Origin of the sequence: Noviluteimonas gilva (genome assembly GCF_009740395.1) — a bacterium.
Taxonomy (GTDB): Bacteria; Pseudomonadota; Gammaproteobacteria; order Xanthomonadales; family Xanthomonadaceae; genus Noviluteimonas; species Noviluteimonas gilva.
Window position 1 is genome coordinate 66,729 of sequence record NZ_WOXT01000003.1, and the last position, 16,320, is coordinate 83,048.

The following is a 16,320-nucleotide window of genomic DNA, read 5'->3' on the forward strand; positions in this document are numbered from 1 at the left end:
GATCACACCGCGTTACCGGCCGCACTCCCCGAAGCCCACGCCCACTGGAAGTTGTAACCCCCGAGCCAGCCGGTGACGTCGACCACTTCGCCGATGAAGTACAACCCCGGCATGCGTTTGGATTGCATTGTGCTCGAGGACAACTCGTCGGTGTCGACGCCGCCCAGTGTCACTTCCGCGGTGCGATAGCCTTCGGTGCCGCTGGCGACGAGCGCCCAGTCACCGAGCACCTGCGCGATCTCGCGCAGTTGCGGCGCGTTGAATTGCTTCATCGGCCGATTGGGCAGCCAGTGTTCGCACAGGCGTTGCGCGAAACGTTTCGGCATGACGTCGCCGAGCACGGTCTTGAGTTCCGCGGCCGGGCGATCGCGTTGCCATTGCTGCAGCGCTTCGAGTGCGTCCTGGTCGGGCAACAGATCGATGCGCAGCTCGTCGCCCGGTTGCCAGAACGAAGAGATTTGCAGGATCGCCGGGCCGCTGACGCCGCGGTGCGTGACCAGCATGTAATTGCTGAAAGAGACGCCATTGCATTGCGCGGTCACCGGCAACGCCACGCCGCTGAGATCGGCGAGGCGTTCCTGGTGCTTGCCGCTGAGCGTCAGCGGTACGAGGCCCGCGCGCGTGGGCAACACGGCGTGGCCGAACTGGCGCGCGAGTTCGTAACCGAAGCCCGTGGCGCCCATGCTCGGGATCGACAATCCACCGCACGCGACCACCAGCGCAGGCGCCGAAAAATTCCCGAGCGTGGTGTGCACGCGGAACCGCGCTTCGTCGCTGTCGCCGTGGCTCACGCGTTCGATGCTGCAACTGGTCTCCACGCGCACGCCGGCTTCCGCACATTCGTCCAACAGCATCTTCACGATCAACTTGGACGAGACATCGCAGAACAGTTGCCCGAGTTCTTTCTCGTGATACGCGATGCCATGGCGCTCGACCATGTCGATGAAATGCCGCGGCGTGTAGCGCGCCAACGCGGATTTGCAGAAGTGCGGATTGGCCGACAGATAGTTGGCCGGCGTTGCGCCGGTGTTCGTGAAATTGCAGCGGCCACCGCCGGACATCAGGATCTTCTTGCCGACGCGGTTGGCGTGTTCGACCACGAGCACGCGCTTGCCGCGCCGGCCTGCGGTCAACGCGCACATCAGTCCTGCGGCGCCGCCGCCCACGATCACGGCGTCGAAATGCCCGCTCATGCGCGACGTTCGCGATCAGGCCGCTTTCGCGGCCGGTGCCATGCGGGTGCGGGCGCGCAGCGTGACGCTGCCGGCATCGCCCATCAGTTGCAGCTCGCCATCCTGGAGGATCGCGTTGAGTTGCATGCTGCGTTGGAACATCGCGGCCAGTGCTTCCACCGTCGGTCCATCGATGTCGATGACGGTGAGGTTGCCCAGGCGCGCAAGCCCGGATGCGTTCTTTTCCCACCACAGATCGGCGGCGCGGCCGGCGTAGTTGACGACGATGACCTGGCGCGCGCGGCCGCTCGCCTTGCGAACGCGCGACTCATCAGGCTGCCCGAGGTCGATCCACTGTTCGATGTCGCCGGTGTAGTCGCGACGCCACAGATCGGGCTCTTCCTCGTTGCTCAGGCCCCGCCCGAATTCCAGGCGGTCGCTGGCGAACAGCGCGAAGGCGACCAGCCGCACCATCAGCCGCTCCTCCGTTTCCGACGGATGCTGGGCGAGGGTGAGCGGGTAGGTCTCGTAGTGATGCCGGTCGAGGTCGCTGAGTTGGAGCTCGACCTTGATCACGGTCGCCTTGGGCGCCATGGCGGGGATGCTTCCGAAAACGGAACGCCCATTGTAGAGGCTTGCCGGTGACGGTGCCGGTGGGGCCCGGCGCGCAGTACAGTCCCGCGATGTCGCCGTTGCTCGAAACGCTGGGTCTGCGCGTCCCGATCTTCCAGTCGCCGATGGCGGGCGTGTCGTCGCCGGCGATGGCGGCCGCGGTGTCGGCTGCGGGTGGACTCGGGGCGCTCGGTGTCGGCGCGATGTCGGCGACGCAAGCGCGCGAGGCCATCGCCGCGACGCGCGCGCTCGATCGCGGGCCGCTCAACGTGAATGTCTTCGCGCACCGGCCCGCGCGCGCGGACGCCGCGAAGGAGCATGCCTGGCTCACGCGCCTTGCGCCGGAGTTCCGACGCTTCAACGCACAGGCGCCGATTGCCTTGCGCGAGATCTACACCTCCTTCCTCGTCGATGACGCGATGCTCGCCGCGCTCATCGAAACGCGGCCCGAAGTGATGAGCTTCCACTTCGGCCTGCCCACGCAAGCGCAGCGCGATGCGTTGCGAGCGGCCGGGATCGTGTTGATCGCGTCGGCGACGAGCCTGGCCGAAGCGCGTGCGGTCGAAGCGGCGGGGCTCGATGCCATCGTCGCGCAGGGATACGAAGCGGGTGGACATCGCGGTGTGTTCGATCCCGACGCGCACGATGATCGCCTGGGCGCGATGGCGTTGGTGCGCTTGCTCGTGCGCGAGTGCAAGCTCCCCGTCATCGCCGCCGGCGGGATCATGGACGGCGCGGGCATTCGCGCAGCGCTGTCGCTCGGCGCGTGCGCCGCGCAACTCGGCACGGCCTTCATCGACACCGACGAATCCTTGGCGAACGCGGGCTATCGCAAGCGCCTGCATTCGGACGCCGCGCACCACACGCGCATGACGCGCGCGATCTCCGGTCGGCCCGCGCGTTGCCTCGCGAATGCGTTCACGCGTTTCGGCGCAGACGTCCCGGACGACGCGATTCCCGACTATCCGATCGCCTACGACGCCGGCAAGGCACTCGCGAAGATCGCCGATGCCGCTGGCGAATTCGGCTATGGCGCGCAATGGGCCGGGCAGGGCGCGCCGCTCGCGCGCACCTTGTCGACGCGCGCATTGATGGACGCGTTGATCGCCGAACTGAGCAGCTAGCAAGGCCGCTTCGCTCACGTCATCGCGTCAGCAATCGCCCGAGTGGGTGAGCGCGTTCTTGCGCAACGGCCAGCGAAGATGGAAGCGCGGATGTCTTCCCCCATCAGCGTGAACACAAGGTGCCGTCATGAATCGCATGCTCCTGTCCGCTTTCCTCGCGCTCGCAGTCGTCGCCACGTCCGCGCATTCGGCGGAACCCGAAGCAAAACCCAAGGCCACTGTCGTGCTGGTGCACGGCGCATTCGCTGATGGCTCGTCCTGGAACAAGGTCATTCCACTGCTGCAGGCCAGGGGTCTGCATGTGGTGTCGGTGCAGAACCCGCTGAGTTCGCTGGCCGACGATGTCGCGCAGACCAAGCGCGTCCTCGATGCAGAAACCGGCCCCATCGTGCTGGTCGGTCATTCCTGGGGCGGCGCCGTCATCACCGAAGCGGGCAACCACGACAAGGTGAAAGCGCTGGTCTACGTCGCTGCGTTCGCGCCCGAGGCCGGCGAGGCGGGCGGCGATGTCGGCAAGAATTACCCGCCGCCGCCCGGTTTGGCGCATCCGATCGCGAGCGCCGATGGTTACCTGACCTTGTCGGCTGAAACCGTGGCGAAGGATTTCGCGCAGGACGTCGGCCCGGAAGAAGCCAACCTCATCGCCGTCACGCAGGGGCCGATCAATTCGAAAGCGTTCGATTCGAAGATCTCGAAGGCCGCGTGGGCCACGCGACCGAGCTGGTACATCGTCGCCAAGAACGACCGCATGATCCAGCCCGATGCCGAACGCGCCTACGCCAAGCGGATGAAAGCGACGACGACCGAACTCGACAGCAGCCACGTGCCGATGGTCTCGCAGCCGCAGGCGGTCGCCGACGTCATCGTCGCCGCGGCGAATTCGGTCAAGTAGCGCGGCGACGCGCGTCGCCATGACACGGCCAACGAACAGGTTCGATCAGGGACGTCGTCGCCTGCTGGGCAGCGCGGCCTTCGGCGTCGCGGCTGCGCCGCTGGGATTTGCGCAGGCCATGGATGCGCAGGCAACGCCCGCGACCCCGCGCGCAGCCAGCAGCGGAGCGACGACGCGCTTCGCGCGCATCAGCCAGGTCAAGACACGCGTCCTGGACATCGGCTACGCAGAAGACGGCCCGAAGGACGGCACGCCCGTCGTGCTGTTGCACGGCTGGCCCTACGACATCCACAGCTATGTCGATGTCGCGCCGCAACTCGCGGCGCGCGGTTATCGCGCGCTCGTTCCGCACCTGCGCGGCTACGGCACCACACGATTTCTGTCACCCGATGCGCTCCGGAACGCGCAACCCACCGCGCTTGCCGAGGACGTCATCGCCTTCATGGATGCGCTGCACATCGACAAGGCGATCCTCGGCGGCTTCGATTGGGGCGCACGCTCGGCGGGCATCGTCGCGGCACTGTGGCCGGAGCGCGTCAAGTCGCTGGTGGCCGTGAGCGGTTATCTGATCGGCAGCCAGAAGGCCGCGCAAGCGCCGCTGCCGCCCGAAGCGGAGTTGCAGTGGTGGTATCAGTTCTACTTCGCGACCGATCGCGGCCGCGCAGGCTACGAGAAGTACACGCACGATTTCGCCAAGCTCATCTGGAAGCTGGCTTCGCCGAAGTGGGCGTTCGACGACGCGACCTTCGACCGCAGCGCCCAATCGTTCGACAACCCGGACCACGTCGACATCGTGATCCACAACTACCGTTGGCGACTTGGGCTGGCGAAAGGCGAGGCGAAGTACGACGCGAACGAAGCGAAGCTCGCAACGTTTCCTCCCATCACCGTTCCGACCATCACGCTCGAAGGCGATGCCAACGGCGCGCCGCATCCGCCGCCGGAAAGCTACGCCAAGCGCTTCACCGGCAAGTACGCCCACCGGCTGCTGACCGGTGGCATCGGCCACAACCCGCCGCAGGAAGATCCCGGCGCGTTCGTGCAGGCGATCGTCGACTCCGAAAAGCTCTGAAACCCGCCTGCGGGCTGAATTCCTTCGCTGCGCGGAAGAATGTCTGCCTGACGCGGTGGATTCTCGCAACGCGTGTGTGCACCTAGATTGGCCGGCGTCGAAACACGACGTCCCCCCATCAAGGAAACACACATGAACACCCAGCAGAAAGTCGCCATCGTCACCGGTGCATCGCAGGGCATCGGCGCCAGCCTCGTGCAGGCCTTCCGCGACCGCGGTTACCGCGTGATCGCCAATTCGCGTTCGATCAAGCCGTCCAACGACCCCGAGATCCTCACCGTCGCCGGCGACATCGCCGATCCGGCCGTGGCGCAGCGCATCGTGCGCGAAGGCCTGGAGAAGTTCGGACGCATCGACACCCTCGTCAACAACGCGGGCGTCTTCATCGCCAAGCCGTTCACGCAATACACCGCGGAAGACTACGCGTCCGCCATCGCCACCAACGTCGGTGGGTTCTTCCACATCACGCAGGCAGCGATCGGCGCGATGGAAAAGCAGGGCAGTGGCCACGTCGTGTCCATCACGACCAGCCTGGCCGATCATGCGATCGACGGCGTGCCGTCTGTGCTCGCCAATCTCACCAAGGGCGGCATGAACTCGGCGACCAAGTCGCTCGCCATCGAATACGCCAAGCGCGGCATCCGCGTGAACGCGGTGTCGCCTGGCGTGATCAAGACCCCGATGCATGCGCCGGAAACGCACGGCTTCCTGGCCGCGCTGCACCCGGTCGGCCGCATGGGTGAGATCGCCGATGTCGTGCAGGCGGTGCTGTACCTGGACGGCGCGGGCTTCGTCACCGGCGAGATCCTGCACGTCGACGGCGGGCAGAGCGCCGGCCACTGATCAACGCCCGCGACGAACAATCCAGCAGCGTCAACGCCGACGGCGAAGCTCAGGACCTGCGCTTCGCCGTCGGCTTGTTGCGGCTGCGCTCTGCCAGCATCTCGTAGTGCTTGCGCAGCTCGTCCATCTCCGATTCTTCCAACTCCTCGAGATCGAGCAACTTGTTGCTCGCCGTGCGGTTGGCCCGCAACAGTTCGTCGAGCTTGATCTGCATCGCCTCGGTATCGCGGTTCTGCGTGTTCTGGATCAGGAAGACCATCAGGAAAGTGATGATGGTCGTGCCGGTGTTGATCACCAGTTGCCAGGTGTCGTTGAACTTGAAGATCGGCCCGCTGGCGGCCCACACGAGCAGGATCGCCAGGGCGATGATGAAGCACATCGGCGTGCCGGTGAAATGCGCGGCCTTCTTGGCGAAGCGCGTGAACAGTTTGTTGCGCGTGGTCATGGGGCGGCGTCATCTGGCGATGGCGGGAGCCTGTGGCACGGCGGGTGAACGTGGTGCGCTCACGAAAGGCGCGCTTACCGATGAGTCGGCGATTGGCCCAACGGGTAATTGCGGGCGCGCGAGCGCGGCGCGACGCTTGCGCCTCGCCATTCGTCCTGGAGGGACATGTCATGGCCTGCTGGAAACCATCGAAACATTCGTTCTGGATCGCCGCGCTGACGACGTTGCTGGCCGTGGCGCCCGTGGCTTTCGCCGCGGACGGCGACAAGTCGACCGTCAAGGGCCTGATCACCGCGGTCGCCGGCGACACGGTCACCGTGCGCGACGGCAACAACGTCGATCACACGATCACGCTGACCTCGGCCACCGAGATCAAGAAGAAGGAAGGCCTCGCGGCCGTCCGCTTCGAGCGCATGCAGAAGAGCGCGCTGATCCCGGGCCTGCCCGTCACCGCCGACCTCGTCGCGCAGGGCGATCAATTGCAGGCCACGGCGATCTCGTTCCGCGCCGACGACATGCGCACCGCGCAACAGGTCCAGGCCGGTGTCGCGCCCACCTCGACGAAGGTCGATGCGATGGGCAAGCGCATGGACGACTTCGGCAAGTACGAAGCGGTCGCCACGGCCGAAGTGATGTTCGCTTCGGGCAGCACGGCGATTTCGGAGAAGGGCAAGTCCGACCTGATGGAACTGTCGAAGAAGGCCAAGGACATCCAGAACTACGCCGTCGTCATGCAGGGCTTCACCGATTCGACCGGCGATGCCGCCGCGAACGAACGCCTGAGCAAGCGCCGCGCCGACGCGGTCGCGAGCTATCTGCAGCGCCAGGGTGGCCTGCAGCCGGGCCGCGTCACCGCTGGTGATGGCATGGGCGTTGCCGCCGACGCGGGTTCGGGCAGCAATGCCAATGCACGCAAGGTCGTGGTGAAACTGGTCGTCGACAAGGGCGTCAACCCCGACGCGAAGTAAGCCCGACGCAAGTAGGATCGAAGGAGCCCCGCGGAAGCGGGGCTTTCTTCACGGACGGCCGCATCGGTTACCCTGTGGCCATGCGTCCGTTCCCGTTCCTGCTGCGCATCCTGTTGTGCCTGTCCTTGCTGGCGAACGGCACGGCGACGGCGTTCGCGAATGCGCGCATGGTGTCGGAGGGCGTCGCGCAGCAGGTCGCAGCGCCTTGCCACGAGATGGCCGCGACGCACGATGCACCGCCCGCCGCACCGCCTGCGTCCCACGACGATTGCTGCCCGCCCGGTGCGTGCCTGTGCAGTTGTCTCGCCAACGCCACGGCGCTGCCGGCGAATCACGTGATCGCCGCGCCGCCGCGCAACGCGGTGTTGTCCTTCGAATCGCGTAAACCGTCGCACGCGAGCCCGTTGCTCGCCAATCTCATCCGACCTCCCATCGGCTAAGCGGTCCATCGGCGTCCCTCGCGACGCCTTCGATGCCGTGCGCCTGCGCACGCCTGTCCGCTTTCCGGAGTGTTGGATGTCTTTCGATTCTTCTTTCGACGCGCCCGCGCAGCCTGCGCGGCGCCGTTTCGTGCAAGGCCTCGCGGCCGCCGGCGTGTTCGCCGGCATCGGTGCGTGGCCCTTGCGTGCCTCACCCGGCGCGATGCGCCAGGCCGTGCTCAACGGCACGCAATTCGACCTGCGCATCGGTGAAACACCGGCCAACTTCACCGGTCGCACGCGCACCGCGATCACCGTCAACGGTTCCATTCCCGCGCCACTGCTGCGCTGGAAGGAAGGCACGACGGTGCACCTGCGCGTGCGCAACGCGCTGCCGCCGAACTCGATCCATGGGGATCGCACGTCGATCCATTGGCACGGCATCGTGCTGCCCGCGAACATGGACGGCGTGCCGGGCATCAGCTTCGATGGCATCGGGCGTGGCGAGGCCTACGACTATCGTTTCGAAGTGCGACAGGGCGGCACGTACTGGTACCACAGCCACTCGGGCTTCCAGGAACAGGCAGGCCTGTACGGGCCGCTGATCATCGATCCGATCGCGCCCGAGCCCTTCGCCTACGATCGCGAGCACGTGGTGATGCTGACCGATTGGACGGACCTGGATCCGTCCGCGTTGTTCTCGCGCATGAAGAAGATGCCGGGGTACGACAACTACTACAAACGCACGGTGGGCGATTTCGCGCGCGATGCGAAACGCGAAGGCGCATCGAAGGCAATCACCGACCGCCGCATGTGGAACGCGATGCGCATGACACCGACCGACCTGTCGGACGTCAACGCGAATACCTACACCTACCTGATGAACGGCGCGACCTCGCTCGCGAACTGGACCGGCCTGTTCCGCCACGGCGAAAAGCTGCGCCTGCGTTTCATCAACGGCTCGTCGATGACGTACTTCGACGTGCGCATTCCAGGCCTGAAGATGACGGTCGTCGCCGCCGACGGCCAGTCCGTCCATCCGGTGACGGTCGACGAATTCCGCATCGCGGCTGCGGAAACCTTCGATGTCATCGTCGAACCGGCGGGCCAGGATGCATTCACGATCTTCGCGCAGGACATGGGCCACACCGGTTACGTGAGCGGCACGCTCGCCGTGCGCGAAGGCTTGCGTGCGCCGGTGCCCGCACTTGATGCGCGCGCGATCCTGACGATGGCGGACATGGGGCACGAGACGATGTCGCACGACATGGCGGGGATGGATCACGCCGCGATGGGCCACGCGATGCCTGCGCAGTCGCATCCGGCGAGCGAAACCCGCAATCCGTTCGTCGACATGCAGGCGACCGCGCCGACGCCGCGCCTCGACGATCCCGGCGTCGGCCTGCGCGACAACGGGCGCAACGTGCTGCGTTATGGAATGTTGCGAAGCCTGTTCGACGATCCCGATGGCCGCGATCCTGGCCGCGAAATCGAACTGCATCTCACCGGGCACATGGAGCGCTTCGTCTGGGGTTTCGACGGCCGCAAGTTCTCCGAGGTCGAACCCCTCCGCATGACCTACGGCGAACGCGTGCGCGTGGTCTTGGTCAACGACACGATGATGACGCACCCGATCCACCTGCACGGCATGTGGAGCGATCTGGAGGACGAAGACGGCGCATTCCAGGTGCGCAAGCACACCATCGACATGCCGCCCGGCACGCGGCGCAGTTATCGCGTGCACGCCGACGCGCTCGGCGCGTGGGCCTACCACTGCCACCTGCTGTTCCACATGGAAGCAGGAATGATGCGCGAAGTGAGGGTCGAACGATGAAGACCCTCGTCATCGCCATTGCGCTGTTTGCGTCGGGCAGTGCGTATGCGCAGCATCACGGGCACGCCGAAACCGCGCACGACAACAGCGTGCAGACCTACGTGTTGCTCAATCGGCTGGAAGCGTTCGACGCCGACCACGGCGCGGGCCAGGCTTGGGAAGCGCAGGCGTGGATCGGGACCGATACCGACAAGCTTTGGTTGCGAACGGAAGGCGAACGCGTCGATGGGCGCACGCAATCGGCCGGATTCGAAGCCTTGTACGGAAGGCCCGTCGCACCGTGGTGGGACCTGGTGGCCGGCGTGCGGCACGACGTCAAGCCGGGCGCATCGCAGGATTGGGCCGCGCTGGGCGTGGTCGGTGTTGCGCCGTACAAGGTCGAAGTCGAGGCCACCGCGTACCTGGGCGCTTCAGGGCGAACCGCCGCGCGCATCGAAGTCGAATACGACGTGCTGTTCACCAATCGACTGATCCTGCAGCCGCTGGTGGAAGCCAACCTCTACGGCAAGGACGATCCGAAGCGCGGCATTGGCGCGGGGCTGTCGACGATCGAAGCGGGGTTGCGCCTGCGTTACGAGGTGCATCGTCAATTCGCGCCTTACGTCGGCTTGGTTTACGAGCGCGCGTACGGCGAGACCGCGGATCATCGACGCATGGCGGGCGAGGGCGCCGGCGATACGCGCCTGGTGGCGGGCGTGCGCGTCTGGTTCTGATGCACGCTTCGGCGGCCGGCCCAGTATTTCTACTGGCCGGCCGCAAAGTGGAATTGCGGTGGCTCCACGCGCGCCCGGCCCGCATTGTTGGGGCAGGGCCTCCAGGAGATCCGGCATGCGCACGTCCTCTCTCATCCTGTTCCTCGCCGCCATGCTCGTCGTCGGTGGCGCCACCGCTCAGTCCACGGAGGGGTTGCGGGCTCCCAGCGCGGCCGCGGAGAAGCGGCCCGGCGATGCATCGAAGAGCTGGACCATCAATTTCGATCGCACCGCCAAGAGCGATGGGCAGATCAAACTCCTCGTCTGGCAGAACGACCAGGACGCGCCGACGGAGATCGTCGTGCCGATCACGAAGGGCCAGACGGAGAACAGCATCGCGCTGCAGACCCGCGAGCTGTTCCGCGACATCCTCGGCGTGAAGGATTTCGAAACCAACAATCAGAAGGGCAACGTCTTCGTGCGCATCAAGCACGGCGAGCGGCGCTTCAGTGTCCAGGTGGCGGAGAACACCGCCGAGGGCGTGGTGATCGACCTTTACGCGCGTTGAGACGTCGATGGATCCCAAACACATCGTCATCTTCGCGTTCCAGCTGAGCATCATTTGCACGGTGTTCGGCTATGGGCTGCACAGCTCGCGCAATGATCTGCTCTATCTGTGGCGCCGGCCCGGGCTGCTGGTGAAATCGCTGCTGGCGGTGTTCCTCATCATGCCGATCATCGCCGTGGTGATGGAGGAGGTCTTCGAGTTCCGCCGCACGACGGAACTTGCGCTCGTCGCGCTCGCGTTGTCGCCGTTGCCGCCGCTGCTGCCGACCAAGACGGACAAGGCCGGCGGCGAACACTCGTTCATGGTGGCGTTGCTGGTGACGCTGTCGCTGACCGCGATCATCGCGATTCCGCTCTCGGGTTTGATCCTGGGCTGGATGTTCCACCGCGAGTTCTCCGTCTCGCTGGGCAAGATCACGCAAATCGTCCTGATGATGATCGTGGCGCCGTTGCTGATCGGCTTCGTGGTGCGGCGGCGCTGGCCCAAGCTTGCGCGCTGGTTGATCCCCGTCGTCGGGCGGATCGCGAACATCCTGTTACCGCTGGCGGTAGTCGCCTTGCTCGCGGCCGCATGGCGCGGGATCTGGTCGGCTTTCGGCGACGGCACCATTTTCGCCATCACCTTCTTCGTCGTCATCGGCCTGGCCGTGGGGCATTGGCTGGGGCGGCCCGAACGCGGGCATTCGGTCGTGCTCGCACTGGCGAGCGGCTGCCGCCATCCCGCGATCGCGTTGACCATCGCTTCGGCGAATTTCCCCGACCTCAACTTCGTCGGCACCGTGCTGCTCTACGTGCTCATTTCGGCGATCGTCGGCGTGCCGTACGTGATGTGGCAGCGGCGCGCGGAATGTCCGCCGTCGCCACCGCCGGCGACGCGACCGCCCTGACGCTCAGCAGCCGATGCCGGATTCGGCGATGCGCTCGTCTTCGTATTCGACGAAGCGATCGAGGTTGAACGTGTCCAGCCGGAATTTTTCGGTCGCCGCGGAAAAGGCCATCGTGGCGAGCACGCGTTCGGGCGATTGCGCCCACGGCGCGACGTAACGCGGACCGACGATCAATCCCGATTGGAGGAAGGGCGTCAGCGTGATGACGTCCGCGGTGTTGACGCGGCCGCAGAACAACATCCGCAGGATGTCGGCGCGGCCTTCGTGCAGCGCCTTGCAGATGAACAGGTGCACCATGATGACGCCTTCCAGGTACGCGCCATCCTTCGTGAAGCAGACCTTCCCGCGAACATCGCCACCGCGGAACACGCGCGCGGCGCTGCGATAACTTTCGACCTCGGTCTGGCCAGCGTCGAGGAAGGTGCGGAACACCTCCATGAAGTCCGCGCCCTGCAAGGCCTGGCCCACGGCCACGATGCGCAGCGCGACGCGGCGCAAGCGCTGCAGGTCGATCGAACCGGTGATGATCTCCGAGTACGTCGCCAGGCCTTCCTGCGTGCGCGTCGTGCGCGGGGAGCCCACGCCGAGCGATTTGACGTAGGGCTGGTGCTTGCCGTTGAGCAGCGTGGCCGAGTGGATGAACGCTTCGTGCTGCACGAGTTGTTCGACGTCGAGTTCGGAGAACATCGCGGTCGCGCGCAGGGTGATCTGCTTGCTGCCCGCGGCGGCCTTCGAGGCGAGGTCGGGGTTGAGGACCACCGCGACCTTGTCGTCGGTGAAGAACGGATCGATGCGTTCGCGAATGCGGACGGCGAATTGCTCGGCCGTCATGTTGCACGGCGTCTCGGGGATCAGGCGCGAATCGATCAGGTGATCGGTGGTCGCGAGCATGTCGCGCGCGGCGTCGTCCGCGGTGACGTCCTGCGATTGGTATTTCGTGTCTGGCCGGCCATAGAGCAGGATCGAACAACGCGAGAATTCGGGCGTGCCGATGCCGCGCAACATCTGCGCGGCCACGCGGTAACTCCACGCGGTTTTCCACAGCCAATGACCGATGGGATGGCCGCGATCGATGCCCTGCATGATCGCGTCGAGCGCGGCGACTTCGGCGTCGAGCGCCTGCGGTTGCGTGGTGGGTTGCGGCAACTCCGGATTGCCCGCGCGCAGGCGTTCGAGGAAACGCGTTTCCATCGTGGCTGGCCAGCCGATCGCGTCGAGCACGCGGACCTTGCGCCCGACCTTGACGATGGCGGCATCGGCAACGAACAGGCGCTCGAGCGCGGGATCGACGGGGACTGCGCTCATTCCGGGCGCCTGAGCCAACGATAGAGGCCGCCACCGAGGATGCCGCCGAGGATCGGCACGACCCAGAAGAACCACAGTTGCTGCAGCGGCTGGCCGCCGACGAACAGGGCAACGCCCGTCGAGCGCGCCGGATTCACGGAGGTGTTGGTCACCGGAATGCTGATGAGATGGATCAGCGTGAGCGCAAGGCCGATGGCGATCGGTGCGAAACCGGCGGGCGCCTTCGGATCGGTCGCTCCCATGATCACGACGAGGAACATGCCGGTCATGACGAGTTCGCACAGCAGCGCCGCCGTCATCGAGTAACCACCCGGCGACATCCCGCCGTAGCCATTGGTCGCGAACACGCCGGCTGCGCTCGGATCGATCACCAGGTCCGCGCGGCCGTGCGCGATCTGCCACAACACGAAGCCGGCGAGCACCGCGCCGAGCGTCTGGGCGACCCAATACGGAATCAACTCCTTCGCCGGGAAACGACCGCCGGCCCAGAGCCCCGCGCTCACCGCGGGATTGAAGTGTCCGCCCGAGATGTGACCGAGCGCGAACGCACCGGTGAGCACCGTCAGGCCGAAGGCGAGCGAAACGCCCAGCAGGCCGATGCCGAGCGGATTGCCGTCGCCGCCGAAGTTCGCCGCGAGCACTGCGCTGCCGCAGCCTCCCAGCACGAGCCAGAAGGTGCCGATGGTTTCGGCGAGCAGTCGCTTGAGCATGGTCGATCTCCCTGGATGTTGATCAGAACGTGATCGTGCCGGTCAGCAGGACCGGGTTGCCCTCCAATCGATTCTTGACGTTGAACTCGTACAACCAGCGTGCGGAGAATTCGACCTTGCCCGTCTTGTACGTGGCAATGGGACCAAGGGCCAACGAATGTCCCTTGAAGCCGTTGAGGCGATCGGCGGTCGGCCCGGTGTCGTTTTCCAGTTGCTCGATCCAGCCGCCGGCGCCGCCGAAACCCCAGCCGCTCTTGGTCCGCTTGATCAACAGGGTGTCGAGGCGGAACACGGCGCCATTCTGGTAGTCGGTGGCGTTGTTTTCCGTGTAGAGGTCGACGGCCGCCACCGTGGTGAACTCGAGCGTGCCGGCCTGCCCGAGCTGCGTGTACGAAACGGTCGGCGAGTACGTCCAGTTGTTGAGGCTGACGTTGGCGAGGCGGTCGGGGTCGTACTTGCCGGTCGGCGCGTAGATGTAGAGCGCGAGCGACATGTGCTTGGTCTGGCTGAAGTGGCGGCTGGCGATGACCGGCACCACCGTCATGTCGAACAGGCCGCTTTCCGAATCGCTCGTCGACAGACCGAAGCGGCCGATGCGCACGTCCGCTTCCACGTCCACCTTCGCGAAGGGCACGGCCACCGCGGTCGCGTAATTCCAGCGGCCTTCGCCGGTGGGCCACACATAGATGCCCGTGAAGTTCAGCAATGAAAACTGCGCATCCAGGCCGATCGCCGTGCTGCGGCCGATCGGCGTTTCGCGTTGCCCGCCGATCTGCCCGGAGTAATAGGCGTACTGGATGGCGAGGTTGAATCCCGGCGTCGGCGGAACCACGCCCGCATACGAGGTCGCTTGCAGGCCGGTGATCGGCCGGCCGAGACCACCTTCGGTGGCTTGCGCGGGAGCCCCGGCAAACATGCAGGCACAGCCGACAGCCAACGCGACGCTGAGGGGGAGGGAACGCGCGTTGTGCGGCATCTGGGTTTTCCGGCGACGTCGGGAAGGGTCCTATCCTCCTCGGCGAGGCCGCGCAGCCCAACCCGACTTCTACCGGACCGGCCTCAGTACTTCTACGGAAGGCTCGGCCACCGGGAAGCGCACTTCCACGCGCGTGCCGCCGCGTGGCGCGGCGCTGAATTCGACACGACCACGCAAGGTGCGTGCGCGTTCAGCCATGCTGATCATGCCCAGGCCGCGACGCGGTGCGGCGATGCGATCCTCCGGCAGTCCGCGGCCGTCGTCTTCCACGCGCAGCAAGGCCATGCCGCTGCCGTCTCGCCGCAGCTCGATGCGCACATGGCGCGCATCGGCGTGCTTCTCGACGTTGTGCAGCGCTTCCTGCGCGATGCGGAACAGGTCGAGCTTCTGCGGCTCGTCCAGATCGAAAGACTCATCGGTGTCGCAACGCACGTGCAGATCGTCGCGTGAATGGCCCGCGCACAGGCCTTCGAGCGATGCGGCCAGGCTGGTGTAGCGCAGCATGCTCGGGTGCAGTTCGTGCGAAAGGCGGCGGATGTCGTCGGACACGCCGAGCAGGCGATCCTGCAAGCCTTCGATGCGGCCGCGTCCCGGCGGATCGGCGTTGCGCTTGAGGCTGCTGAGTTCGATGGAGATCGAAGCGAGCGACTGGTTGACGTCGTCATGCAGATCGCGCGCGATGCGGCTGCGTTCGTTCTCCTGCATGTTCATCGCGCGCCGCGCGAGCTGGCTCAGCCGTTCGCCGGAATCGCGCAACGCCTCGGTGGATTCGCCGCGCTGGTCGCGCAAGGCCGTGAGCAGCAGCAGGACGACGGTCGTGCCGATCGACCACCACTGCACGTGCGAGAGCGTCGCGCGCGCCTCCGCGTGTACGAGCGGACCGATGCCGAGCGAAGTCAGCAACAGGCAACCCAACCACACCGGCACCCAGGCCACGCGCGTCCATGCCGAACCGAGTGCGTGGTCGGCCCACAACAGCAACATGATCGGCGCGAGCAGCAGCAGCGGGAACGCTTCGCCGTTGCCGAGCGGCGAGATCCACAACACCACGATCGCAAGCGCGCCGATCAGGATGATCGCCGGTTGCCAGCCATGGACATCGCTGTTGCCCGCGCGATCGTTCGCCAGGCGCACCGCGCCGGTGAAGGCGGGCACGACGATCAGGTAGCCGATGCTGCGCGCGAGGATCTCGTGGCCATCGGTGAACGGCATGGCCATCATGCCCAGTTGCGTACTGGCCGCATGCGCCCACGCGCCGCCCGCGATCGGCAGCAGCACGCCGCACAGGAGGAGGAATTTGACCGGCTCGCAACCGTTCGGCGAAATCTTTCCATCGCGCTCGGGATGCAGCCACCACGTTGCGACGACCACGAGCGCGAACTCGCCCATCAACATCACGCAATGCGGCAACAACTCGCGCCCCATGCCCACGCACGCCAGTGCGCTGCCCAACAACGCTGCACCGAACACGATCGGCCACCGCGAACCGGGCGTCGCGAGCAGCCCGCACATCAGGACCGCACCGGGGATCCACACCGCCTGGCCGAGGAAGCTCGCCATCCACGGCGTCATGGTCAGCGTCTGACCGAGCGCGCCGGCCGCGGCAACGGCCGCCGGCAAAAGCCATCCCATCCGTGCAGGTTCGTGGTCCATGCGAGCCCCGGTGTTTTCAGCTTCGTGTACACCTCGTACACGCACCCGGCAATGACAGAAGGTCACCCTTCCGACGGATGGATGACCAATTCAAGGACATGAATGCGCATGGCGCCGTCACGCGGTTTGAACGCATTTCACGCGAGGCT

General features: G+C 66.0%; 17 protein-coding genes. 10 read left to right on the forward strand and 7 right to left on the reverse strand.

Annotated elements, in window-relative coordinates; translation table 11 throughout:
• Positions 1–2: 2 nt before the first annotated feature.
• Both GN331_RS11260 and GN331_RS11265 read right to left on the reverse strand, forming a co-directional pair.
• Positions 3–1,193, reverse strand: coding sequence for a BaiN/RdsA family NAD(P)/FAD-dependent oxidoreductase (locus GN331_RS11260; protein ID WP_156642151.1), 1,191 nt, complete (start codon positions 1,191–1,193; stop codon positions 3–5).
• Positions 1,194–1,208: 15 nt separating this feature from the next.
• Positions 1,209–1,766: a YaeQ family protein gene (locus GN331_RS11265; protein ID WP_156642153.1), complete on the reverse strand. Its 558-nt coding sequence runs from the start codon at positions 1,764–1,766 to the stop codon at positions 1,209–1,211.
• Positions 1,767–1,855: 89 nt separating this feature from the next.
• Between GN331_RS11265 and GN331_RS11270 the strand changes: the two genes are divergently transcribed.
• The 4 genes from GN331_RS11270 (at position 1,856) to GN331_RS11285 (ending at position 5,715) form a co-directional block, all read left to right on the forward strand.
• Positions 1,856–2,908, forward strand: a complete 1,053-nt coding sequence (locus GN331_RS11270; protein WP_156642154.1) for an NAD(P)H-dependent flavin oxidoreductase — start codon at positions 1,856–1,858, stop codon at positions 2,906–2,908.
• Between the two features lie 127 nt (positions 2,909–3,035).
• On the forward strand, positions 3,036–3,800 hold the full coding sequence (locus tag GN331_RS11275) for an alpha/beta fold hydrolase (RefSeq protein ID WP_156642156.1): 765 nt from the start codon (positions 3,036–3,038) through the stop codon (positions 3,798–3,800).
• A 19-nt stretch (positions 3,801–3,819) separates the two neighbouring features.
• A complete protein-coding gene (locus tag GN331_RS11280; RefSeq protein ID WP_156642158.1) occupies positions 3,820–4,872 on the forward strand; it encodes an alpha/beta fold hydrolase in 1,053 nt (350 codons plus the stop codon).
• Positions 4,873–5,004: 132 nt separating this feature from the next.
• Positions 5,005–5,715: an SDR family NAD(P)-dependent oxidoreductase gene (locus GN331_RS11285; RefSeq protein ID WP_156642160.1), complete on the forward strand. Its 711-nt coding sequence runs from the start codon at positions 5,005–5,007 to the stop codon at positions 5,713–5,715.
• Between the two features lie 49 nt (positions 5,716–5,764).
• On the opposite strand, the gene GN331_RS11290 is transcribed toward GN331_RS11285, so the two are convergent.
• Complete coding sequence (locus GN331_RS11290; protein ID WP_156642161.1) at positions 5,765–6,160, reverse strand: low affinity iron permease family protein; 396 nt, start codon at positions 6,158–6,160, stop codon at positions 5,765–5,767.
• 170 nt (positions 6,161–6,330) lie between these two features.
• On the opposite strand from GN331_RS11290, the gene GN331_RS11295 reads away from it, so the two are divergent.
• From GN331_RS11295 to GN331_RS11320, 6 genes are all read left to right on the forward strand, one after another.
• Positions 6,331–7,128 carry an OmpA family protein gene (locus GN331_RS11295; protein ID WP_197427105.1) on the forward strand — a complete coding sequence of 266 codons (798 nt, stop codon included), beginning with the start codon at positions 6,331–6,333 and terminating at the stop codon, positions 7,126–7,128.
• An 80-nt stretch (positions 7,129–7,208) separates the two neighbouring features.
• Positions 7,209–7,568 (forward strand): CopL family metal-binding regulatory protein, encoded by a 360-nt coding sequence (locus GN331_RS11300; protein WP_156642165.1) that lies wholly within the window; start codon positions 7,209–7,211, stop codon positions 7,566–7,568.
• A 76-nt stretch (positions 7,569–7,644) separates the two neighbouring features.
• Complete coding sequence (locus GN331_RS11305; RefSeq protein ID WP_156642167.1) at positions 7,645–9,381, forward strand: copper resistance system multicopper oxidase; 1,737 nt, start codon at positions 7,645–7,647, stop codon at positions 9,379–9,381.
• Positions 9,378–10,094 (forward strand): copper resistance protein B, encoded by a 717-nt coding sequence (locus GN331_RS11310; RefSeq protein ID WP_156642169.1) that lies wholly within the window; start codon positions 9,378–9,380, stop codon positions 10,092–10,094. The genes GN331_RS11305 and GN331_RS11310 overlap by 4 nt, the downstream gene beginning before the upstream one ends.
• Positions 10,095–10,209: 115 nt before the next feature.
• Complete coding sequence (locus GN331_RS11315; protein ID WP_156642171.1) at positions 10,210–10,641, forward strand: hypothetical protein; 432 nt, start codon at positions 10,210–10,212, stop codon at positions 10,639–10,641.
• A 7-nt stretch (positions 10,642–10,648) separates the two neighbouring features.
• Complete coding sequence (locus GN331_RS11320; RefSeq protein WP_156642173.1) at positions 10,649–11,527, forward strand: bile acid:sodium symporter family protein; 879 nt, start codon at positions 10,649–10,651, stop codon at positions 11,525–11,527.
• A 3-nt stretch (positions 11,528–11,530) separates the two neighbouring features.
• Here the strand turns inward: GN331_RS11320 and GN331_RS11325 are convergent, their stop codons facing one another.
• From GN331_RS11325 to GN331_RS11340, 4 genes are all read right to left on the reverse strand, one after another.
• Complete coding sequence (locus GN331_RS11325; RefSeq protein WP_156642175.1) at positions 11,531–12,832, reverse strand: peptidase MATCAP family protein; 1,302 nt, start codon at positions 12,830–12,832, stop codon at positions 11,531–11,533.
• Positions 12,829–13,542, reverse strand: a complete 714-nt coding sequence (gene aqpZ, locus GN331_RS11330; RefSeq protein ID WP_156642176.1) for an aquaporin Z — start codon at positions 13,540–13,542, stop codon at positions 12,829–12,831. Before aqpZ ends, GN331_RS11325 begins: the two co-directional genes overlap by 4 nt.
• A 22-nt stretch (positions 13,543–13,564) precedes the next feature.
• Positions 13,565–14,458 carry a SphA family protein gene (locus GN331_RS11335; protein WP_197427106.1) on the reverse strand — a complete coding sequence of 298 codons (894 nt, stop codon included), beginning with the start codon at positions 14,456–14,458 and terminating at the stop codon, positions 13,565–13,567.
• Between the two features lie 129 nt (positions 14,459–14,587).
• Complete coding sequence (locus tag GN331_RS11340; RefSeq protein ID WP_156642180.1) at positions 14,588–16,171, reverse strand: sensor histidine kinase; 1,584 nt, start codon at positions 16,169–16,171, stop codon at positions 14,588–14,590.
• Between the last annotated feature and the right edge of the window lie 149 nt (positions 16,172–16,320).

Bases quoted from the DNA above. Each gene is read 5' to 3' on its own strand.
- GN331_RS11260 (WP_156642151.1), bottom strand. From the start codon at position 1,193: ATGAGCGGGCATTTCGACGCCGTGATCGTGGGCGGCGGCGCCGCAGGA.
- GN331_RS11265 (WP_156642153.1), bottom strand. From the start codon at position 1,766: ATGGCGCCCAAGGCGACCGTGATCAAGGTCGAGCTCCAACTCAGCGAC.
- GN331_RS11270 (WP_156642154.1), top strand. From the start codon at position 1,856: ATGTCGCCGTTGCTCGAAACGCTGGGTCTGCGCGTCCCGATCTTCCAG.
- GN331_RS11275 (WP_156642156.1), top strand. From the start codon at position 3,036: ATGAATCGCATGCTCCTGTCCGCTTTCCTCGCGCTCGCAGTCGTCGCC.
- GN331_RS11280 (WP_156642158.1), top strand. From the start codon at position 3,820: ATGACACGGCCAACGAACAGGTTCGATCAGGGACGTCGTCGCCTGCTG.
- GN331_RS11285 (WP_156642160.1), top strand. From the start codon at position 5,005: ATGAACACCCAGCAGAAAGTCGCCATCGTCACCGGTGCATCGCAGGGC.
- GN331_RS11290 (WP_156642161.1), bottom strand. From the start codon at position 6,160: ATGACCACGCGCAACAAACTGTTCACGCGCTTCGCCAAGAAGGCCGCG.
- GN331_RS11295 (WP_197427105.1), top strand. From the start codon at position 6,331: ATGGCCTGCTGGAAACCATCGAAACATTCGTTCTGGATCGCCGCGCTG.
- GN331_RS11300 (WP_156642165.1), top strand. From the start codon at position 7,209: ATGCGTCCGTTCCCGTTCCTGCTGCGCATCCTGTTGTGCCTGTCCTTG.
- GN331_RS11305 (WP_156642167.1), top strand. From the start codon at position 7,645: ATGTCTTTCGATTCTTCTTTCGACGCGCCCGCGCAGCCTGCGCGGCGC.
- GN331_RS11310 (WP_156642169.1), top strand. From the start codon at position 9,378: ATGAAGACCCTCGTCATCGCCATTGCGCTGTTTGCGTCGGGCAGTGCG.
- GN331_RS11315 (WP_156642171.1), top strand. From the start codon at position 10,210: ATGCGCACGTCCTCTCTCATCCTGTTCCTCGCCGCCATGCTCGTCGTC.
- GN331_RS11320 (WP_156642173.1), top strand. From the start codon at position 10,649: ATGGATCCCAAACACATCGTCATCTTCGCGTTCCAGCTGAGCATCATT.
- GN331_RS11325 (WP_156642175.1), bottom strand. From the start codon at position 12,832: ATGAGCGCAGTCCCCGTCGATCCCGCGCTCGAGCGCCTGTTCGTTGCC.
- aqpZ (WP_156642176.1), bottom strand. From the start codon at position 13,542: ATGCTCAAGCGACTGCTCGCCGAAACCATCGGCACCTTCTGGCTCGTG.
- GN331_RS11335 (WP_197427106.1), bottom strand. From the start codon at position 14,458: ATGTTTGCCGGGGCTCCCGCGCAAGCCACCGAAGGTGGTCTCGGCCGG.
- GN331_RS11340 (WP_156642180.1), bottom strand. From the start codon at position 16,171: ATGGACCACGAACCTGCACGGATGGGATGGCTTTTGCCGGCGGCCGTT.